This is a genomic window from Vibrio coralliirubri (assembly GCF_024347375.1).
In the GTDB taxonomy this organism is placed as follows: Bacteria; Pseudomonadota; Gammaproteobacteria; order Enterobacterales; family Vibrionaceae; genus Vibrio; species Vibrio coralliirubri.
This window is the reverse complement of the sequence record NZ_AP025470.1, coordinates 1531874-1550650: the sequence shown is the minus strand read 5'-3', so window position 1 is coordinate 1550650 and position 18777 is coordinate 1531874. Positions and strand designations below refer to the sequence as shown.

The window sequence follows — 18777 nt, the reverse complement described above, 5'->3', positions numbered from 1 at the left end:
GGGGGTCTTTTTATGTCCAAATATAGCCGAGAGCTAAAATGTATCATTGCTAAGCAATACTTAGATGGCACGTCATCTCTCTACTTAGCAAAACAATATTCAATTTCTTCAAGGCAGATACGGTATTGGGCTCAAGTCTTTGCCATCCATGGTACTGATTCATTTTTACCAACTAATCATGCCGCGACTGCTCAAACAAAACGAAAAGCATTGAATTTAATGTGGACGAATGAATGGTCTCTCACGCACACTAGCGCTGTATTAAACCTCTCATCCCCTGGAATACTCTCTGTCTGGCTTAAACGATTTAATGAGCTCGGTATCAAGGGGCTCGAAATGCGCCAGAAAGGAAGACCCTCAATGAAACAGCAACCTCAACGTACCACTAAGCCTGATAATGAAATGACACTTGAGGAGCTAAAAGAGGAGTTGGTCTACTTACGAACCGAGAATGCCGTTCTAAAAAAGTTGGAAGAGTTGGAGCAGAAAAAAAACCGTCGAACAAAGAAAAAGCGGTCATAGCTCTAACTCTTAAAGGCAAGTACCCATTAAAGCACTTACTGCACACTCTACAGTTGGCAAAAAGTGTCTTTTATTATCAGGCTCAAACGAGCAAGCGCCAAAATAGCTACGAACGTGAGCTGCGGTTGATAAAGTCAATTTATCATGAACATAAGGGGCGATACGGCTACCGCCGTATTCACTTGGAACTAAAGAATCAGGGGTTCGTGCTTAATCACAAAACGGTTCAAAGGCTTATGGCTCAGCTCAACCTTAAATCGACGGTCAGGATTAAAAAGTATCGTTCATACCGAGGAGAGTCAGGAAAAGCTGCTCCCAACGTTCTTGAAAGAGATTTTAGTGCGACTCAACCCGATGAAAAGTGGGTAACTGATGTCACGGAGTTCAAAGTCAAAGAGCAGAAAGTATACTTATCTCCCGTTGTCGACTTGTTTACTCAGGAGGTGGTTGCTTATAGAGTGGCCAAAAATGCCTGCTTGCCGCTTGTCACAGATATGCTGACGGAAGCTATATCAACGCTTAAACCCAACTCAAAGCCAATTATACATAGCGATCAAGGTTGGCAATATCGCCATCGACAGTATCAGAAAAAGGTAGCGGAGAGTGGGTTAACGCAAAGCATGTCGAGAAAAGGTAACTGCTTGGATAATGCTGTTGCTGAAAACTTTTTTGCTTTACTCAAAACCGAGATGTATCACAACCAAAGCTTTGAAGATGCAGATGCTCTGATAGAGCAGATTAAAGAATACATCGAGTACTACAATACCAAACGTATAAAAGTGAAACTAAAAGGCCTGACTCCGATAGAATATCGAACTCAGGCCTTGAAAGCCGCTTAACAGAAATGTCCAACTTTACGGGGTCACTTCATAACCGCTGGCTTTTTTTCCTTTTAAATCGGTTCAATAAAATTAGAGCCGCGTACTTGCAGCTCTTTTTCCTAGTGACTGATCCGATAGAGAAAGGCAACGGTCACATCATCGTTAGGCACGACTCGCTTCTGCTGAGCCAAAAACAATTCTGCTGTCGAAACGGCGTCGGCTAATGCATTGTGGCTGTTGTACTCAGGAAGCCCGTACCTTGCTCGCGTCCCTGCCAAGGTTAAATCGACTTCTTCATGATTGCTGATCGCTTTTTCCATGCTTTTCTCAATACACAAGGTATCAAGCCAAAGCAGAGGAATCGCTCGTAAACCGTAGCAGCGAAGAAGGTATTGGCTAATGAACTTCTCTTCGACCACACAAGCGTGCGCGACAATGATCTTGCCTTTTGCTGCTTCGAAAAATGTCAGCATCGCATCATGAATAGACGCGCCCTCTTCCAACATTTGCGGCGTAATATGGTTGATAACAGCGGTTTCAGCGTTGATCTGCGAATCGTTATTCAGATAAATATGTTTGGCTGACGCTAAATCGATTCTCCCTTTAACCACATCGACCCACCCCATAGATAAGATAAGGTCTTGCTCGCTGTCTAAGCCCGTGGTTTCGAGATCTAAAATAATGTATTCGCTGTCTTTGGCCAAGTCCGTCATTTCAGGACAAGGCTGCTCTACGAGATCATGTAACGCCTCTGGCAACTTAACCGTTCCCAAATATTGCTTACGTTTACGTTTAATTCGCTCAAGCGGGTGAAAATAGTTTAACAAGGCTTTCATTAACGTGCTCCGAAACGAATTTTCGCCGCTTCTTGAAGGTCAGCAATGATCCTAAAGGCATCTTTCAAGTGTTTACGCTCAAAGCTACCAAAGCTATCTGGGTTGATGTTGTTGTCAGGCACATCCCCGTTCTTCAGCGCTTCAAGTTGATGACCAAAACGGAAAGAGAGAATGAACTGGTAAGCACCCAGAATGTTCTTGAATGCGTCGTCGCTCAGCATACCTTTTTCATTGGCAGCAGCGAAACGTTCGTCAGTCGCCGACAAATCGCACTCCACAGCAAGGCCATAGATACGCGCTAAGTCGATAATCAAGTTGATCGCGTACTTCTTCACGTTCAACGTTTTCTTATTCTCACCTGACTTCTCTAACACTAAGCTATTGAAAATACCAAGTGGTGGATTGGTATTAACCGCGTCTTTCACTAACGTGCTTAAAAACTCACGGTTACCGCGAATATTGCTATGCAGCTCATCGCGAAGAATGCCTTCGAACTCACTGTTGCCGTAGATAGTACGAATTTCTAGGAACACACTGATGTTAAGTAAGCGTTCATACTCTGGGTTAGCCACCCACTTCTTGTAGTAGTGCTTCCAAACACTGAGTGGCTGACACCATTTCGGCGTCGCGGCCATGAATTTACCTGGACATAATGGGTAGTGGCAGCTTGCTAGCCCATTGGTCACCATCATCGCTAGGTGTTTGAAGTAAATACGGTCACTGTCGGTTGCATCGTCAGCTAGAACAATCGCGCTGTCTTGGTCGGATAGCATGTGCACTTCATTACGCGCGTGCGATCCGGCTACGATCCAAGAGAAATCACACGGTGGTGGGCCTAATTTATCAATCGCTATTTGAATCAATCGACGAGTGTAGGCATCCATAATCATGGTCATTACCTTGCCGACGGTTTCAGGCGCCACTTTACCTTCCACCAGCGCTTCAAAAATAGCTTGTCGCTCTGAGGTGAACGAAGACATGGTTTTTACGCTGCCCGCGTATTTGATTTTCTCGATCAAGAATATCGCTTGCACACGGTGGTTTTGAACCAAATGAGACGTAGTGAGAAGACCAACGACCTTATTCTCTTTCACAACGGGCAAGTTACGGATATTGAATTGCATCATGATAGACGCAGCATGCAGTACTAAATCATCCGGTTTTACCGTAAGTGGAGAGTGCGTCATTACCTCTGAGATCAAGCTATCAGTACTCACGCCGTGGGCAATCACTCGCTTAGTCATGTCTCGGTCGGTGATCAAACCAACAATGGTTTCACCTTCATAGATCACCGCACACGGTGAGCGTTGATGAAGCATTTCAACCGCAACCGACTGGATGGTTTGCTCAGACTTAACAATCGCCACCTGCCCGCTTGCTACTTCTTCGACTTTACGAATGAATAGGCCTTTCTCTTTATTTGACCAAACCACATCCAGTGCCGACTTCAAGCGAACCTGCGCCTGTGAAGCAAAGTGTTCTGCGCAACTTGGAAAGGCTTTGAAGAGCGTTTGAAGTGCCGAGTGTGGAATCACATAAAGTAAGGTATTTTCGATTGCGACAGCTCTATAACCTTTTTCATCGTTGACTTCAGAATCTAAGAACGTAAAGCCGAACAAATCTTCACTGCCTAAACGAGCACGAAGCACACCATCCGATTTTCGTTGCTCCATAGAGCCCGTTCGAATGATATAGAGCGATTTTTCCTTCCCCGACTCACACAAATCGACCACATCTCCCTTACCGAGATAGGTAATTTGCACGTTAGAGGCAAGTTCGCGAAGTGCTTCTTTAGGGATCTTATCGAATGGGTCGATTTGACCTATGAATTGAAGAATATTTGGCAGTAGAGACTGGGGCATAATCACACTCACAATAATTTAATTAGTATTATTATATAACTTAAAATACTGGTTACTAGTGCTTTTAACGAAACAGCAAATAATAGATTAAATATTGGACACCAGTCAGGTTTTCATCAAATTTGGATGCAAAAAAAGCACGTATCAAACGTGCTTTTTAGAGGTCACTGCTGAAGTTAGCTTTTGAACAACCGTAATTTTAACTTTGACTATCCTAGTTTTACGAGAATGACCTATCGTCAATCGTGTAAAATTATCAAAGCTAAAATAACAGTAAAAACAATTAGCTAGCGACGGGTAATCTGTGGTTTGTTTCCAATAAGTGACTTGCTGACGCGTGGCGTGCTTTGTCACTATTACCTGCCATGATTGCTTCATAAATCTGGCGGTGTTCGTTAATACAAGTACTTCCCTCTTCAGAAGAGTGAGAAATAAAGTTAACAAACATAGTCGTTAAGATGTTACCAAATGGAAGGTAGAAGTCGTTACCTGTTGCATTGAAGATCAGGCTATGGAATTTCATATCAATATCTAGCCAACGCTCTTGATCAAGCGTTTCTTCGCTAGAAATTTCGACCATTTGTTGGAAAATACTAGACAGCTCAATACGTTGTTCTGCACTCGCGAACTGAGCAGCTAAAGCACACGCTTCTGGTTCAATTGCACGGCGTAAACCCAAAAACTGATGACAGAATTGATCTGTATCGGCCAAACCGTCCATCCATTCGATCAATTGTGGATCTAAGAAGTTCCAGAACGCGCGGTTAACAACGCGAGTACCAATCTTAGGACGAGATTCTAATAGACCTTTTGAAGTCAGAAGCTTAACCGCTTCTCTTAATGCTGTTCTACTGATACCAAATTGCTCACACAGAGCCATTTCACCAGGGATAATAGAACCTTGAGGCAAATTGCCCGACAAAATACCACGAGCGATTTCACGTGCAACTTGCACATGAAGGCTTCGCTTAGAGCCTGAAATAGAATTGAAAGAGCCAGCCATGTGTCTACTTACTTATTAGATATGTATTATTTAACCCGGACTATAGCACTGATTTATATCTTCACCAACACAGCATCAGAATAACGTGAGGTCACTACCAATAAAGGCTGGAGCAATATTTCACAAACCTGCTCATCTTTAGGTTTATAAAACCAATTCAACCCATTAATTCATACAAATAGTTCTCATTTACAATTTCAATGTATGCGTGAACTCACAAAACCACCGGCTTTGTTGCGTAATTAAATTTAGAGATAGAGCCAACCCGTTTCGCTTGTTTCTTAGTCAATACGACAAGTTTCAGGCATACCTAACCCAGTAAGCTTGTTCAACGCTTTTATCATCGCGTAAGTTTCACCCACCTGGGCATTGTAATTTCTTAAGCTCAGTTTCCCTCCTAGCAACTGTTTAACTCGATACATCGCTGTTTCTGAGAGTGAACGTTTGTGGTATCCATACCGCTCTTTCCAATACTTATTTGAGTCGTATAATTTCTGGCAACCCACGGCGAAATTTCGAGGGTGACCACGCTCCCAGAAGGCAGCCCCTTCTCTTGGGGGAATAAGCGCAATAGCTCCCTTAATCTTAATAGCAGCGTGACACGCTCTCGTGTCGTAAGCGCCATCACCAGACACCTCAAGGATACTTCGGCGTGTTTGTTTCAGTAAGTTCGGGAGTACTTCTCCATCTGTAACCGTCGATAAACTTAGCTCGGCGGCAATGATCTCATGAGTGTTGGTATCGACTGCAATATGCAGCTTTCGCCAGACTCTACGCTTGCCATCCGTCCCATGTTTTTTGACTTTCCATTCACCTTCGCCATAAACCTTAAGGCCAGTAGCATCAATGGCTAGGTGCTGTATCGCTCCTCTCGTTTTAGTCTTAAATGAAACCTCAACTTGCTTGGCTCTACGACTGATGCAGGTGTAATGCGGACAACTTAACGGTACATGGGCTAACCTAAATATCGAGTCGATAAATCCTTGCAGCGCTCTCAATGGCATAGAAAAAACTCGTTTGACCATGAGTGCTGTCGTGATAGCTAAATCACTGAACCGACGCGGCCTACCGCGCTTATTCTGTTTGCTTTGCGCCCATCCGCTTATTGCTTCTTCATCAATCCAAAAAGTCAGAGAACCACGGTTAATGAGTGATCGGTTGTATTGCTTCCAGTTGGTTGTTTTATAACGAGGCTTAGGCATAGGACTACGAGATAGAGTGGAGGTAGCTGATCAGATCGTAGGTTCTTGATTTAGTTCCATTGAATTACGCAACAAAGCCAAAACCACCCTTACTCTCACTATTTATGTCGGTAATAACCCGTTTTTAGATGAACACCCTTGAATATAGCAAGTGTTATTGTATGATTTATTGGTGTAAATAATCTACAATATAGGCGGCTCTGATGTTTAACGATTTAAAAGGCAAACGCATTCTAATTACTGGCTCTACTGCTGGTATGGGTTTAGCTACCGCACGTGTCTTTGCAAAATACGGCGCAAAAATCGGCATCAATAGTCGTGCTTTCAGCCCAAAAGTCGATGACGTTCTATCTGAACTTACCGCACTGGGTGGCGATGTTGCTTTTTTCCCTGCAAACCTAATGGACACATTAGAGTGCGAAAGGTTAGTCAAAGAGTTTACTGATCATTTTGGTGGCATGGACGTGTTGATTAACAACGCCGGTGGCCTTGGTGGTCGCGCCAATCTAGAAAATATCGATGATGAGTTTTATGAGCGCGTAATGGACCTTAATGTTCGCTCTGCACTGATGACAACTAAGTTCTCTATCCCGCACTTACGCGCCTCTGCTGCTGAGTCCGGGCAAACATCTTGTGTGATTAGCACGGGCTCTATTGCCGCTCGCGAAGGCGGTGGTGTTGGTGCAGGCATCTATGCCGCGTCTAAAGCTTGGTTGCACGACATTCACCGTAATTGGGTGAAAGAGTTCGCACAAGACAATATCCGTTTCAACATTGTTTCACCAGGCACTATCGATACCGCATTTCACGATGGCAAGAGCGACGATTTGAAAGCGACCATTGCTAACAACATTCCAATGGGACGCTTTGGCAATATTGATGAAGTTGCTCCTTCATTTGCTTTCTTTGCATCGCACGCTTGCAGCGGTTACATCACAGGTCAAATCCTAGATGTTAATGGCGGACAAATAACGCCTTAGTTAGCTGGTTTTTATAAGCTCACTCAGCGATTTAAGTTCGCCACACTATATAAGGTCAACAGACCCGAGTAGATGAGGGAAAACCTCACACTAAATTCGACGTATACACTGACACTAAACGCCAGATTCGTCTGGTTTTTGGTGTTTTCAAAGTTTCAATTTCAGGTGGTTTAAATGTCAATATTTACATTGGTGGAAGATTCAAGCCGCCGAATTCATGTTCAAGTGGCGAGACAAATTGCTCGCAAAATCTTGTCAGGCGAGTTAGAAGAAAATCAAAAGTTACCCAGCGAAATGGAGCTGTGCGATATCTTTGGAGTAAGCAGAACTGCCCTTCGAGAATCAACCAAGCTACTTTCGGCAAAAGGTTTAATCGAGTCGAAGCCAAAAGTGGGCACTCGTATCAAGCCGAGAACACAATGGCACTTCTTAGACCCGCAATTGCTGTACTGGATCCAAGATTTAGAAGATACCAAACCCTTCTTGTCTCAATTTTTAGGCTTAAGAAAAGCGATTGACCCGGAAGCGTGTGCACTCGCTGCAACCAATGCAACCGTTGAGCAACGCAAAGAGCTTTCGATTCTTTTCCAGAAGATGACTATCGCGGCAAATAACTTCGATTATGAAGAGTGGACGACCAACGATCACCTGTTTCACCAAACGATTTTCTTATCGACAGGTAATCAGTTTTACATTCCATTCGCCAATATTCTGTCGACTATCTTCAAGCAGTTTATCGACCACTCCGCTGAAGGCGGTCGCTTCTGTTTAGAAGAACACAAAGCGATTTACGACGCGATAATGTCAGGCGATGCCAAGCAAGCTCGAATTGCTTCTCAAGTCCTGCTAGACGATGAGAACCAAAAGCTATCTAGGGTTGAATTAGCCATCGCATAACCGAGATTAACCAAACTGACTTGTGTTTCAAAGACACAAGTCAGTCTTGTTTTAACACCCATTTTTTAACCATCAAATACCGTAGTGTTTTCTTCTTTAAACGCTCTACTCCGTCACCTCAGAGAAAGCTTACGGTTATACACATAAGGTGTTGTTTGTGTCTTCGCAATCGTACGTAAGGAAAAATTTCTCTCTCGCCTGGCCCCTAGCTTTAAACGCATTGTTGATGCAGTCGATGTTGATGATCGACACGTTGCTAGTTTCTCCGCTAGGTGAAATTCCTCTCGCCGCAATGGGCATTGCCACTACTATCATCGCGTTTGTGTTAGGTATCCAAATGGCCTTGGCGAACGGTACACAACTGGTTCTTAGTCGAGCTGTAGGTTCTGGTGTCTCTTCATCTCTATCTAAAGCATTTTGGGCGGGGTTATTTATCAACCTTGGCGTTGCGACACTGTTTTGGCTTCTGCTTACTTTTTTCGAACAACCTTTGATTCAAGCCTTAACCGATGACGCTTCTCTTCATTCAGAAATCAGCCACTATCTAGATATCTCGAAATACATTGTTATCTTTACCGCGTTAACGCAGGTGATCATCGCTTTGTTCAACGGCTTAGGAAGAACCAAAGTACCGTTTAAAGGTTACTTAATTGAATTGCCTATCAATGCTGTACTCTCGTATGTGCTGATTCATGGCTTCTCTAGTTTTGAAGGGATTGGAGTACAAGGTGCTGCGCTTGGCAGTGTTATTGCTATCACCGTTCGCCTTGTGTATCTGGTTCTATGTGTGCATTACGATTCATCTGTTTCATTGAAATTGGATACAGAAAAATCGGAGTTTCTTACCAACATTCGCCGCCACTTCATTGAAATATTCCCTGTAGCAGCGAACGTGACCATGCTGTCGATTGGCGCAACGATTTATCAATTGTTGTATTCGCAACTTAACATCAATGCTTACGTAGCAATTACTTTGGTGATGCCTTGGATTCGCGCCGGTACTCAATTCATTACTGCTTGGGCTCACTCTTCCGCGATTACCATCAGCCAAGCCATCGGCTCCAAGAAAATGGATGATCTGACCAAAAACGTTGATACCAGTATTGATGTTGCGGTGGGCATTTCGGTGGTTTGTGCAGTGATGTTTGCAGGTTTAAGTGTGGTAATTGCCGATGTGTACCCAGACTTAGATCCTTCTACGTACCAAGCATTGGCCGTGATTGCCCCACTCTACATCTTCTTGCCTATTGTTCGTGGTTACAACACGGTTCACGGGCATGTATTAAGGGCACTAGGCAAAACAACGGATGTGTTCAAAATTAACTTTACTGGACAATGGGTCGTTTCAATACCGTTATGTGCATTGATCATCTTTGGTTTAGATGGCTCAATCTTTTGGGCTTTTGCCATCCAACCCTTTGAAGAAATTGTCAAAGCGTTCCCTTTCCGTCACTTGGCTCGAAAGTCTCTTAAAGAGTTTGATGCCGACAAAGCTAAAGAGTTGATGTATGACTAAACTCGATATCGAGTTGCCGTCCTAAAATCTTTCTACGCTTTCTGATTACAACCTTGTCTTTTGACAAGGTTGTATTGTTTCGACTGCACCTTTCATTGGTATGCTTCAATACACTCTCGCTGATACCCAGCTCATCTTAAATCTCATAGAAAACAAAAAGACCACTCAACATTTGGTTAAGTGGTCTTCAAAAACATTCCTTAAGCACTGTGTCTAGCTAGCCTACTGGCTATGTACTATTTACCGTTCAACTTAAGCGCGGAGAAAGTCACACTGTTGTAATCGCCATTCTTTTTATCGACAGCGAAATCGCCAGTACCGCCACAACCTGGCCCCCATACAGGGTGAGAATCGCTCACACTACATTGGCCGTATGCGCCCGCTTTGTAATAGAAATCATCTTCAGCATAACCCGTTGGTGAGTCAAGCTCATCAATACCCTTGCTCAGGTCGATTTCATACTTAACCGTATCGTGACGCTCTGTTTCAAACGTTAGGTACATCATGGTGCCTTTCACTTCCACTTTGTAACTAAACTCTTCACCAAGAGCAATGCCCGCTTCACCCGGTTCCGCTGGGTTTTCCCAAGTGTTACCCCAAACAGGGTAAGCGATGTCGGCACGGTTAGGATCTTTTTTCTCTAGGTTACGCTCATAGTTCCAAAATACTGAACCCATTTCTTGGTCAGGAAACTTCTTATAGAAGATCTTTAGTGGTTCATTACCATGCCCGTAACCAGTTCCAGCTTTGATTAGCTCATTATGTTTTTTAGCGTGAATCTGACCAACAACCACCGAGTGAGCTGGGTACTTTTCTGGGTACTTAGCGTTAATCGCAACGTGATTCACTTTTAGTGTCGCTTCTAGTGTTCCGCCAACCGCACTGTACTCGCTTGCTGATGGATGGCTAGACAATGCCCATTGATTACCTTTGTCAGCAGTATCGATAGAGAAGTCAGCACCACGTGGCATCTGGCGTAACTCAGAACGCGCGTTTTTCGAGTTTTTCGTCGTAATCGCTTGGTTCTGCACTTCAAATACAAGGTTGCCGTCTTTATCAAGATGGAAAAAATCACTGTGTGAGTAGCTCATCATAGCTACCCCTTCTATTTCATCAACACGACCATCTTCATTAATATCCGAAGGAATCGTTATTTTCCAATTACGCATATCAAACTTATCCGCAGGTACTGGATAAGACACACCATTATTTGCAAACGACACAATAGGTACTGCTGATAGCAAAGCTATAGCAAGCATATTTTTTTTGAACATCCAAATTATCCTTAATAACAAACGAGTATTTGTAGACCCATTAATATTAAACTAGGCAGTACTACCCTAATCTGTAATAACAGGTTTATTTTTTATTGAATAAGCTAACTTGTAGAAATGGGCTTCGCTTTCACCATTCTTAAATTGGTTATAAACGCCAGCCTTATAATAACTCACCATATCTTTCCAATAGCTAATGTCGTGATTAACTACAGTGCTGTCGTTATGGTTGATGATTAACCTTTGGTTACCTACGTAAATATCAAATTTGTCCGAGCCTTTTTCAGCGATCGGGCCAAGCGGTAACTTTATATAAGCTTTCTTACATTCCGCTGAGCCTTTATTTCCGCTCTTGGAGCTGCAGTTAACCGCATTATTTTTTATGATTGCCCAATACCAATCGGTCTTACCGCTTCTATCTGCATCATAAACCACGCGAACCAACGGGTGAGGTATATATCCTTCTCCATGGGAACCCTGTTTGCCATCGTAATACGTACCCTTGTTATGCACTTGCAAGTACGTCATTTCATCTCGTTTCTTTTCGCTATTCTTAACCGAATCACGAGGGTTAATAGGCATAAACTCAGCGCTTAAATGGTGGTATTTACTGGGTTCATCGATTTTGAAGTTGTCGTTAACGCGGATCTCACTGCGGTTTTTATAGCCCGCCATTTTAAAGACTAACGCTTGAGTCGGTTCATCAAGATAAAAATGTTCAAACACCACCCCATCGAACTCACCTTTACTCGCATAGTCCTTTTTATTCCCGGGCTTCCCCTTGGGATCAGACATTTGCAGCTTAGAAACTTTCAAAATCTCTTTGAATTGAGAGGAATCAGCAGGGACTCCTAAATCGGACGCATACGCCCCTAACGAAAGTGAAGTTGCTGCGGCTAAGCATATTAAGTTTTTCATTTTTCTTACTCGACCAACCATTTGGTAAACGTACAGACCATGGAACCAACAAACTAACCAATGAAATAAAGACAGTTTAATTCCAGTTATCCAGGTCATGTTGTTACGACCACCGATAAAACATTTGTATTATTTTATCACATGCTTTTTGTATTTCTTGGACAAGTGGGGAAATTGAGAGACCAGTCATTATTGAGATTAAACACAGTATTAAAAGTGGGATACTCATAACACTTTGCTATATAACGAGTTCAAAAAGTTAAATTTGTTACCTATAGCGCCATGTTTTAACAACTCAGAGCATTTTTCGTTCGAATTATAGAAATTTTCGTGACTCACAACTGAATTAACAAACTAGTCAATACTCCATTTATTCGCATTGAGTACCAGCTCACGGTTTTTCATAAACTTAACATATAAGATTATTGTATGAGTTATTGGGTGGCTCACTAGGAATACCCTACCTTTACTTAATCTTAAATCTAAAAATACGAGAGTAATGATGAAAAAAATGAATATGGTTGCTATCGCAGTGGCAACAACTTTATTTGCAGGAATGGCATCAGCGACAACACTTGATTACCGCTATGAGTATCGTGCAGCGACTGATTATACAAAAACAGATGGTTCAACAGGCAGTGTTGATGCTCGTCACCAGCACCGTGTAAAACTAGGTCATAGCTTCAAACTGTCAGATAAGTGGAAGCACTCAACGGGCCTTGAAGTTAAATTCCATACTGACGACTCTTACTACGATGAAGATTCGGGTAGCGTAAAAAATGCCAACAGCCAAAGTTTCTACAATGGCAACTGGTACATTTACGGCATGGAAGTGGCTTTGTTGCGTAATTCAATGGAACTAAATCAAGAACCTACGATCTGATCAGCTACCTCCACTCTATCTCGTAGTCCTATGCCTAAGCCTCGTTATAAAACAACCAACTGGAAGCAATACAACCGATCACTCATTAACCGTGGTTCTCTGACTTTTTGGATTGATGAAGAAGCAATAAGCGGATGGGCGCAAAGCAAACAGAATAAGCGCGGTAGGCCGCGTCGGTTCAGTGATTTAGCTATCACGACAGCACTCATGGTCAAACGAGTTTTTTCTATGCCATTGAGAGCGCTGCAAGGATTTATCGACTCGATATTTAGGTTAGCCCATGTACCGTTAAGTTGTCCGCATTACACCTGCATCAGTCGTAGAGCCAAGCAAGTTGAGGTTTCATTTAAGACTAAAACGAGAGGAGCGATACAGCACCTAGCCATTGATGCTACTGGCCTTAAGGTTTATGGCGAAGGTGAATGGAAAGTCAAAAAACATGGGACGGATGGCAAGCGTAGAGTCTGGCGAAAGCTGCATATTGCAGTCGATACCAACACTCATGAGATCATTGCCGCCGAGCTAAGTTTATCGACGGTTACAGATGGAGAAGTACTCCCGAACTTACTGAAACAAACACGCCGAAGTATCCTTGAGGTGTCTGGTGATGGCGCTTACGACACGAGAGCGTGTCACGCTGCTATTAAGATTAAGGGAGCTATTGCGCTTATTCCCCCAAGAGAAGGGGCTGCCTTCTGGGAGCGTGGTCACCCTCGAAATTTCGCCGTGGGTTGCCAGAAATTATACGACTCAAATAAGTATTGGAAAGAGCGGTATGGATACCACAAACGTTCACTCTCAGAAACAGCGATGTATCGAGTTAAACAGTTGCTAGGAGGGAAACTGAGCTTAAGAAATTACAATGCCCAGGTGGGTGAAACTTACGCGATGATAAAAGCGTTGAACAAGCTTACTGGGTTAGGTATGCCTGAAACTTGTCGTATTGACTAAGAAACAAGCGAAACGGGTTGGCTCTATCTCTAAATTTAATTACGCAACAAAGCCCATGGAAGTCGAAAATACAGCAACTTATAAGGTCGACAATAACTGGTACCTACAAGTAGGTATGCCAATCGCTTGGGACTGGGATGAGCCAAATTACAACGATGGCGATTGGAAGATGAAGAAGGTTACGTTCAAGCCTCAGTTCCGTGTTGGCTATAAAGCAGACATGGGCCTAACAACCGCAATTCGTTACCGTCATGAATATGCTGATTTCCGTAACCACACACAATTTGGTGACAAAGACTCTGAAACTGGTGAACGTTTAGAATCAGCTCAAAAGTCTAAAGTCACACTAACGGGTTCTTACAAAGTAGAATCTCTGCCGAAGCTTGGCCTTTCTTACGAAGCAAACTATGTAAAATCTTTAGATAACGTACTTCTTTATAATAGTGATGACTGGGAATGGGATGCTGGCTTAAAGGTAAACTACAAGTTCGGTTCTTGGAAACCTTTTGCTGAGATCTGGTCGTCTGATATCAGTTCATCTTCAAAAGATCGTGAAGCTAAATACCGTGTTGGTATTGCTTACTCATTCTAATAAAAATAGTCAAAATATAGAATAGCCCTCTCCTCTTGTAACTTATTTGGGCATATTTTAATTACTTTATTTTAAATAATAGGATGTTCTAATCAGGATTAGCTTCATCCTAATAAATATTTAACGACTATTCATTATCTATTTCTTATGTGATTTACATATGGATTTAATATCATAAAGAGAATATTTTATGCAGATTTCTAAAGTCGCTACAGCTGTCGCTCTTTCGACAGGTTTATTATTCGGTTGTAACAGTGATGGTTTACCTATCCCGACGGATTCTGGTACTGGCTCAGTAACCGATCCAAACGCACCAACTTCAGCATTATTAAATGGTTATTGGGAGTTTTCTGATACAGCAGCATTCTCAGCTGCCTACTCTTCATCGAGTAGTGGTGATTTACCCAACGTTTATCGCTTTTCTGCAGATGGTGAAACACTTTATTACTACACTGACAATTCAGCTGATACCACACTTGGTGAATACGAACGATTTGAAACCACTTATGAAGAGACAATTGAAGATGAAACTTCAGGTCAAGTTGCGTTCACGCTATTCAATGATGACGGTACGGTAAGTTCTGTATCTGTAGATGGCGATTACTCCGCAGCTGACGGTGGTCTTGCTATTGACGGTAACATCCCTATTTCAGGTACCGACCACAGAGATAATACTGAAGTAACGGGCCCAGCGGACACCGCAGATCAAGCTTCAGGTGTTAACAATGCCGCTCAAATTTTAGATACGTTAACCGATGATACTGGTGAGCTAAGACTTAAGATCTTAAACACTAGCTCTACGGTAGGCAAAACGATTTCTTCAGGTAAGTTAACGATTGATCTAACCTACCAGGTTAATCCAGATAGCACTCAAGTTGATGAAGGTCAGAACAACTCTTATATTTCGCTTTATTCAACCAATGATGAGAACGATAAAGTAAGTAACGCTTATCATCACGGTGACATAGCGATCGGTGACGGTGTTATTCAATTCCGCGATGCTTCTGGTTCACTAACTGCGACTGGCGGTACCTTTGATGCAAACAGCACGTTTGATGCGACTGTCGAGGTAGTTTGGACGCCAACGTCACATACTTTTACCATCAATGGCGAAACCTATACTGGAGCGGTCTCATCAAACAGCTCAGGTGAAGTTCAAGTTATTGCTCTTCGCTTAGGTACAAACAGTGGTGTAACGCCATATGAGCTAATTGCTGACAACCTTAAAGTATACTCACTTGATGAGTCTACTGGAGAGTATGTTGAGGAGTTCAAAGACAACTTTAACGACTACTCTGCTGGGTATAACTTAAATAACAACCCATATAACAGCAGTACTTCTGAAGCTACGGTTATTAATTTAAGTGGTGAAGAGCCAGAAGACCCAGATCCATCTGAGCCTACCGACAACCAAGTTGCCGCAATTACCGACCAAGATACAGGTGACACCGGAGAATTGCGTTACAAGTTCGATTCCGGTATGACGACAGGTACACATAAAGTTTCTATGTACTATGACGCTGCTGAAACCGAGTCTGCGTATGTCTCTTTATTTGATACAGCTAACTCTACCAGCTCGTTGATCGGAGAATTCAAAATTGATGAAGGGAAAATCACACTCCGTGGTGAAAGCGCTCAAGTAACGACATTCACTCCAGGTACATGGATTGACCTTGAGATGTCTTGGGACACATCAAGCTTGAGCGCTGCTGGTACTTACACCGTTAAGGTCAATGGTACAGAGTACGGTCCTTATACATCACAAAACACCACTCCAGGTGTGGAAGTAACTGCGACAACCATTAAATTCTCATCAAACGGTGGAACAGCAGATACAACTTTATACGTCGACGACTACAAGGTTTATTCCGATACAGCAGGCGCGACTGAAATCTTTTCTGATGACTACGAGAACTACAGCATTGGCGCAGATTTAAGTGCATCGCCATACAACTCAAGTACATTCTCTGCGGTTGTTGCTGAAGATCCTCTGAACGACGAGTAGTAAGTTAAGTTAACCCAAAACTCTGTCAAAAGTGCCGTCCTAGTGACGGCATTTTTATTTCCATTCAACTTAACTAAATCGTTCATTTGGCAAATCTAACTCGCAAATGGCCCGCCTCTCTCCTTTAAGAGACTTGTCATTTCATACCAAATTCAACCTCGAAAGATCGCCAATCCCCCGCTTTGACTTCTCATTGTCATCAAGTATTTATGTTGCTTTGACACATATCACTTTTAACTAAGGTTAGAAATGGCCCTGTATAAATCATGTTGCAACTGATAACTCCTCCCTACATCGAGACCAAGAAAACTATCCAGTTTACATAAGGTTAGGATTTAACCACGTTCTAAAAACCAACCTTGAACACCTAGCCATGAGTGGTTGAAAATACTTCATGTGTAAATACAAGCTCGTACGAGCGACCAAGCTTATCGTTCCCAGTAACATTGCATGTAACCGCTATTTACTAAGATAGGCACGTGAGGCGAATGGGAAGCTGTGTTGAAGATTGAGCAAGGGATAGGGAGGCAAATTTAGAACTGAGCACCAAGGCCAACCACTAGCCCTTTACTTGAACTATTTGGCAGCCTGTTATTTACCTTACCCAAACGACAGTAACAAAAAAGCCTCCAAACCCTGAGGCTGGAGGCTATTGCGATAGCTTTAATATTAAGTGTTATTCGACCAGATTACTTTTTGTATTGATCGTGCGATACGTCTAGTTGGTAGAAAGTCGCTTGTGAGTAATCGTCTAGGTCGCCGCTGATGTTTTGGTTGTAAACACCGGCTTTGAAGTACATGTACTTGCCGCCTACGTCGTAGCCGCTGTTGCTCATATCAACCACTTGTACAACGTCGTCTTTGCCTTCACGCATTAGCGTTACTGTCATCGTGTTGCCTTTAACGTCAATGCGGTAGCTGAACACTTCGCCAAGTGCGATACCATCGTCACCCACTTCAGCCGTCATGTCGCCCACTAGAGGGTAGAAATCCTCTTTAGTTGCGTCTTGGCTTTCGTGTGCGAAGTAAACCGCACCCGTTGCTTGGTTTGGCAGTTTACGGTAGTACAAACGAATTGGTTCATCGTTTTGATCGTGAATCTGACCAATGATAAAGCGGCCTACTTCGTTCGCATTACCTGTCGTTGTTGCGTGATCGATTTTCAACGTTGCTTCTAAAACGCCATCAATACCAGCAGCAGCTTCTAGGTCAGACTCAGGTGCGCTTGAGAATACCCAGTTGTTCTTGTTAACACCTTTAGTGCTAATAGACTGGTCACCACGGCGCATCATTTCTCGAAGCTCTGTACGCGCATACTTAGTATTTTTAGAGGTACGAACACCTTTCACGTAAGACTTGAAGACTAGACCACCATCGTCAGCTGTGTAGAAGATCTCTGGGTGTTGGTAACCGTTTGCAAGGTTCCACTCAGAAACGTCATCAGGCTTACCATTTTTGTCATGGTCGAACGGTTGAGATAGGTACCAATGCGTCATGTCAAAGTTTTCGCTTGGCGCGTTACCTGCAACTGGTGTCGCTGGCAGGCCTGTCGGAACTGGCAGTGCACTGCGCGTATCACATTCAACTGTAGTATCACAAGGGTAAACCGCTGCTACACTGAAGTTACCAGAACGAAGATCTTTGCGCGCATCTTTGCGTGCTTTTTCCGCCGCTTTCATTTCAGCGATCATTGCCGCTTCTGCAGCGACCACGTCTGAAGTAATGATATGGCTAGCAGGACAAGCGTTAATGCTACAGTTAACCGCAGCTAACCCCGTTACACTGTTCCAACCGTTTTTGGTGTTACCGTGACCAACGTATCTTACGTAACGTGCTTGCACTGCTGGCTCGAATTGGAAACGCTCTAGGCCAATCGCTTTACCTGAGCTCAGTTGGTTTTCAAGTACCGTTGTCCAGCTTTCGCCATCAACACTTACTTGAATATCAAATTTAGATTGGCGCTCGTTACCTTTGCTGAAAGATGCTTGAACGGCATCAAATTCTTGCACTGAACCATAGTCTAGTGTTGCCCACTCGCCGTCACCCGCAGATGACCAACGTGTTGTAAGGTCTTGGTCAACGAGACGATCAGGGCCATTACCATCATGACTACTAGCGGTAACCGCAACTGGCGTCAGAAGCGCTTCACCAGTTTCTTTGTTATTTGGAAAATCAGCAGTAGGCGTGCTTGTGCTCGCACAACCAACCGCAAGTAGAATAGAAGAAGCGAGTAAGGTTTTTAGAGTGATTTGTTTCATATTTAATCCATTATTATATTACAAAGGCAGCGTTTGTAAGTGAAAACAAAATTGGCAAACACGAGCTATAAGGCGTTTATTCTCTCAGTATTTGCGACAACACAAAAATATTACGTAATCTTATAATACAAATAAAACACTTCGTTGAATAAATGAGACTGGGAACACTTTCCGCATTTTCCATACTTTAACTGGATCACACTTCCTATTGATAAAAGACAATATATAAAAATTTAGAATGCGAAATGGGCTATCAA

The 18777-nt window shown here is 43.0% G+C and carries 14 protein-coding genes and 2 pseudogenes; 9 read left to right on the top strand and 7 right to left on the bottom strand.

Annotation, left to right across the window (positions count from 1 at the left end; genetic code table 11):
- Positions 1-12 precede the first annotated feature (12 nt).
- Positions 13-522, top strand: a complete 510-nt coding sequence (locus tag OCV20_RS07105; protein WP_086774936.1) for a helix-turn-helix domain-containing protein — start codon at positions 13-15, stop codon at positions 520-522.
- The gene (locus OCV20_RS07100) at positions 519-1361 is read left to right on the top strand and encodes an IS3 family transposase (RefSeq protein WP_108721729.1); all 843 of its coding nucleotides are present in this window, start codon (positions 519-521) and stop codon (positions 1359-1361) included. The genes OCV20_RS07105 and OCV20_RS07100 overlap by 4 nt, the downstream gene beginning before the upstream one ends.
- Before the next feature lie 101 nt (positions 1362-1462).
- Here the strand turns inward: OCV20_RS07100 and OCV20_RS07095 are convergent, their stop codons facing one another.
- The 4 genes from OCV20_RS07095 to OCV20_RS07080 all read right to left on the bottom strand — a co-directional run bounded on the left by OCV20_RS07095 (position 1463) and on the right by OCV20_RS07080 (position 6246).
- Positions 1463-2179 (bottom strand): 3'-5' exonuclease, encoded by a 717-nt coding sequence (locus tag OCV20_RS07095; protein ID WP_086775209.1) that lies wholly within the window; start codon positions 2177-2179, stop codon positions 1463-1465.
- Positions 2179-4041 carry a DUF294 nucleotidyltransferase-like domain-containing protein gene (locus OCV20_RS07090; protein ID WP_050621193.1) on the bottom strand — a complete coding sequence of 621 codons (1863 nt, stop codon included), beginning with the start codon at positions 4039-4041 and terminating at the stop codon, positions 2179-2181. Before OCV20_RS07090 ends, OCV20_RS07095 begins: the two co-directional genes overlap by 1 nt.
- 283 nt (positions 4042-4324) lie before the next feature.
- On the bottom strand, positions 4325-5044 hold the full coding sequence (locus OCV20_RS07085; protein ID WP_050621194.1) for a FadR/GntR family transcriptional regulator: 720 nt from the start codon (positions 5042-5044) through the stop codon (positions 4325-4327).
- Between the two features lie 281 nt (positions 5045-5325).
- Entirely contained in the window at positions 5326-6246 is a 921-nt protein-coding gene (locus tag OCV20_RS07080; protein WP_086773621.1) for an IS5 family transposase, read from the bottom strand.
- A gap of 203 nt (positions 6247-6449) precedes the next feature.
- Here OCV20_RS07080 and OCV20_RS07075 point away from each other — a divergent pair, with 203 nt between their 5' ends.
- The 3 genes from OCV20_RS07075 (at position 6450) to OCV20_RS07065 (ending at position 9639) form a co-directional block, all read left to right on the top strand.
- Positions 6450-7226 carry an SDR family NAD(P)-dependent oxidoreductase gene (locus OCV20_RS07075; protein ID WP_086775956.1) on the top strand — a complete coding sequence of 259 codons (777 nt, stop codon included), beginning with the start codon at positions 6450-6452 and terminating at the stop codon, positions 7224-7226.
- A gap of 174 nt (positions 7227-7400) precedes the next feature.
- A complete protein-coding gene (locus tag OCV20_RS07070; protein ID WP_048613964.1) occupies positions 7401-8123 on the top strand; it encodes a FadR/GntR family transcriptional regulator in 723 nt (240 codons plus the stop codon).
- A 148-nt stretch (positions 8124-8271) separates the two neighbouring features.
- Complete coding sequence (locus OCV20_RS07065) at positions 8272-9639, top strand: MATE family efflux transporter (RefSeq protein WP_086775957.1); 1368 nt, start codon at positions 8272-8274, stop codon at positions 9637-9639.
- A 236-nt stretch (positions 9640-9875) separates the two neighbouring features.
- Here the strand turns inward: OCV20_RS07065 and OCV20_RS07060 are convergent, their stop codons facing one another.
- The gene (locus OCV20_RS07060; RefSeq protein WP_059020510.1) at positions 9876-10913 is read right to left on the bottom strand and encodes a polysaccharide lyase family 7 protein; all 1038 of its coding nucleotides are present in this window, start codon (positions 10911-10913) and stop codon (positions 9876-9878) included.
- Positions 10914-10979: 66 nt separating this feature from the next.
- A complete protein-coding gene (locus OCV20_RS07055; RefSeq protein WP_261881433.1) occupies positions 10980-11831 on the bottom strand; it encodes a polysaccharide lyase family 7 protein in 852 nt (283 codons plus the stop codon).
- 502 nt (positions 11832-12333) lie between these two features.
- On the opposite strand from OCV20_RS07055, the pseudogene OCV20_RS07050 reads away from it, so the two are divergent.
- The 4 genes and pseudogenes from OCV20_RS07050 to OCV20_RS07035 all read left to right on the top strand — a co-directional run.
- Positions 12334-12666, top strand: a pseudogene (locus tag OCV20_RS07050) (oligogalacturonate-specific porin KdgM family protein); the annotation flags it as partial.
- A gap of 78 nt (positions 12667-12744) precedes the next feature.
- On the top strand, positions 12745-13665 hold the full coding sequence (locus OCV20_RS07045; RefSeq protein WP_086773621.1) for an IS5 family transposase: 921 nt from the start codon (positions 12745-12747) through the stop codon (positions 13663-13665).
- Positions 13666-13720: 55 nt separating this feature from the next.
- A pseudogene (locus OCV20_RS07040) lies at positions 13721-14257 on the top strand (oligogalacturonate-specific porin KdgM family protein); the annotation flags it as partial.
- Between the two features lie 190 nt (positions 14258-14447).
- The gene (locus tag OCV20_RS07035) at positions 14448-16262 is read left to right on the top strand and encodes a hypothetical protein (RefSeq protein WP_086774898.1); all 1815 of its coding nucleotides are present in this window, start codon (positions 14448-14450) and stop codon (positions 16260-16262) included.
- Between the two features lie 689 nt (positions 16263-16951).
- Here OCV20_RS07035 and OCV20_RS07030 read toward each other — a convergent pair.
- Positions 16952-18520 (bottom strand): polysaccharide lyase family 7 protein, encoded by a 1569-nt coding sequence (locus OCV20_RS07030; RefSeq protein ID WP_086774899.1) that lies wholly within the window; start codon positions 18518-18520, stop codon positions 16952-16954.
- Positions 18521-18777: the final 257 nt, after the last annotated feature.

Bases quoted from the DNA above. Each gene is read 5' to 3' on its own strand.
- OCV20_RS07105 (WP_086774936.1), top strand. From the start codon at position 13: ATGTCCAAATATAGCCGAGAGCTAAAATGTATCATTGCTAAGCAATAC.
- OCV20_RS07095 (WP_086775209.1), bottom strand. From the start codon at position 2,179: ATGAAAGCCTTGTTAAACTATTTTCACCCGCTTGAGCGAATTAAACGT.
- OCV20_RS07090 (WP_050621193.1), bottom strand. From the start codon at position 4,041: ATGCCCCAGTCTCTACTGCCAAATATTCTTCAATTCATAGGTCAAATC.
- OCV20_RS07085 (WP_050621194.1), bottom strand. From the start codon at position 5,044: ATGGCTGGCTCTTTCAATTCTATTTCAGGCTCTAAGCGAAGCCTTCAT.
- OCV20_RS07080 (WP_086773621.1), bottom strand. From the start codon at position 6,246: ATGCCTAAGCCTCGTTATAAAACAACCAACTGGAAGCAATACAACCGA.
- OCV20_RS07075 (WP_086775956.1), top strand. From the start codon at position 6,450: ATGTTTAACGATTTAAAAGGCAAACGCATTCTAATTACTGGCTCTACT.
- OCV20_RS07070 (WP_048613964.1), top strand. From the start codon at position 7,401: ATGTCAATATTTACATTGGTGGAAGATTCAAGCCGCCGAATTCATGTT.
- OCV20_RS07060 (WP_059020510.1), bottom strand. From the start codon at position 10,913: ATGTTCAAAAAAAATATGCTTGCTATAGCTTTGCTATCAGCAGTACCT.
- OCV20_RS07055 (WP_261881433.1), bottom strand. From the start codon at position 11,831: ATGAAAAACTTAATATGCTTAGCCGCAGCAACTTCACTTTCGTTAGGG.
- OCV20_RS07045 (WP_086773621.1), top strand. From the start codon at position 12,745: ATGCCTAAGCCTCGTTATAAAACAACCAACTGGAAGCAATACAACCGA.
- OCV20_RS07035 (WP_086774898.1), top strand. From the start codon at position 14,448: ATGCAGATTTCTAAAGTCGCTACAGCTGTCGCTCTTTCGACAGGTTTA.
- OCV20_RS07030 (WP_086774899.1), bottom strand. From the start codon at position 18,520: ATGAAACAAATCACTCTAAAAACCTTACTCGCTTCTTCTATTCTACTT.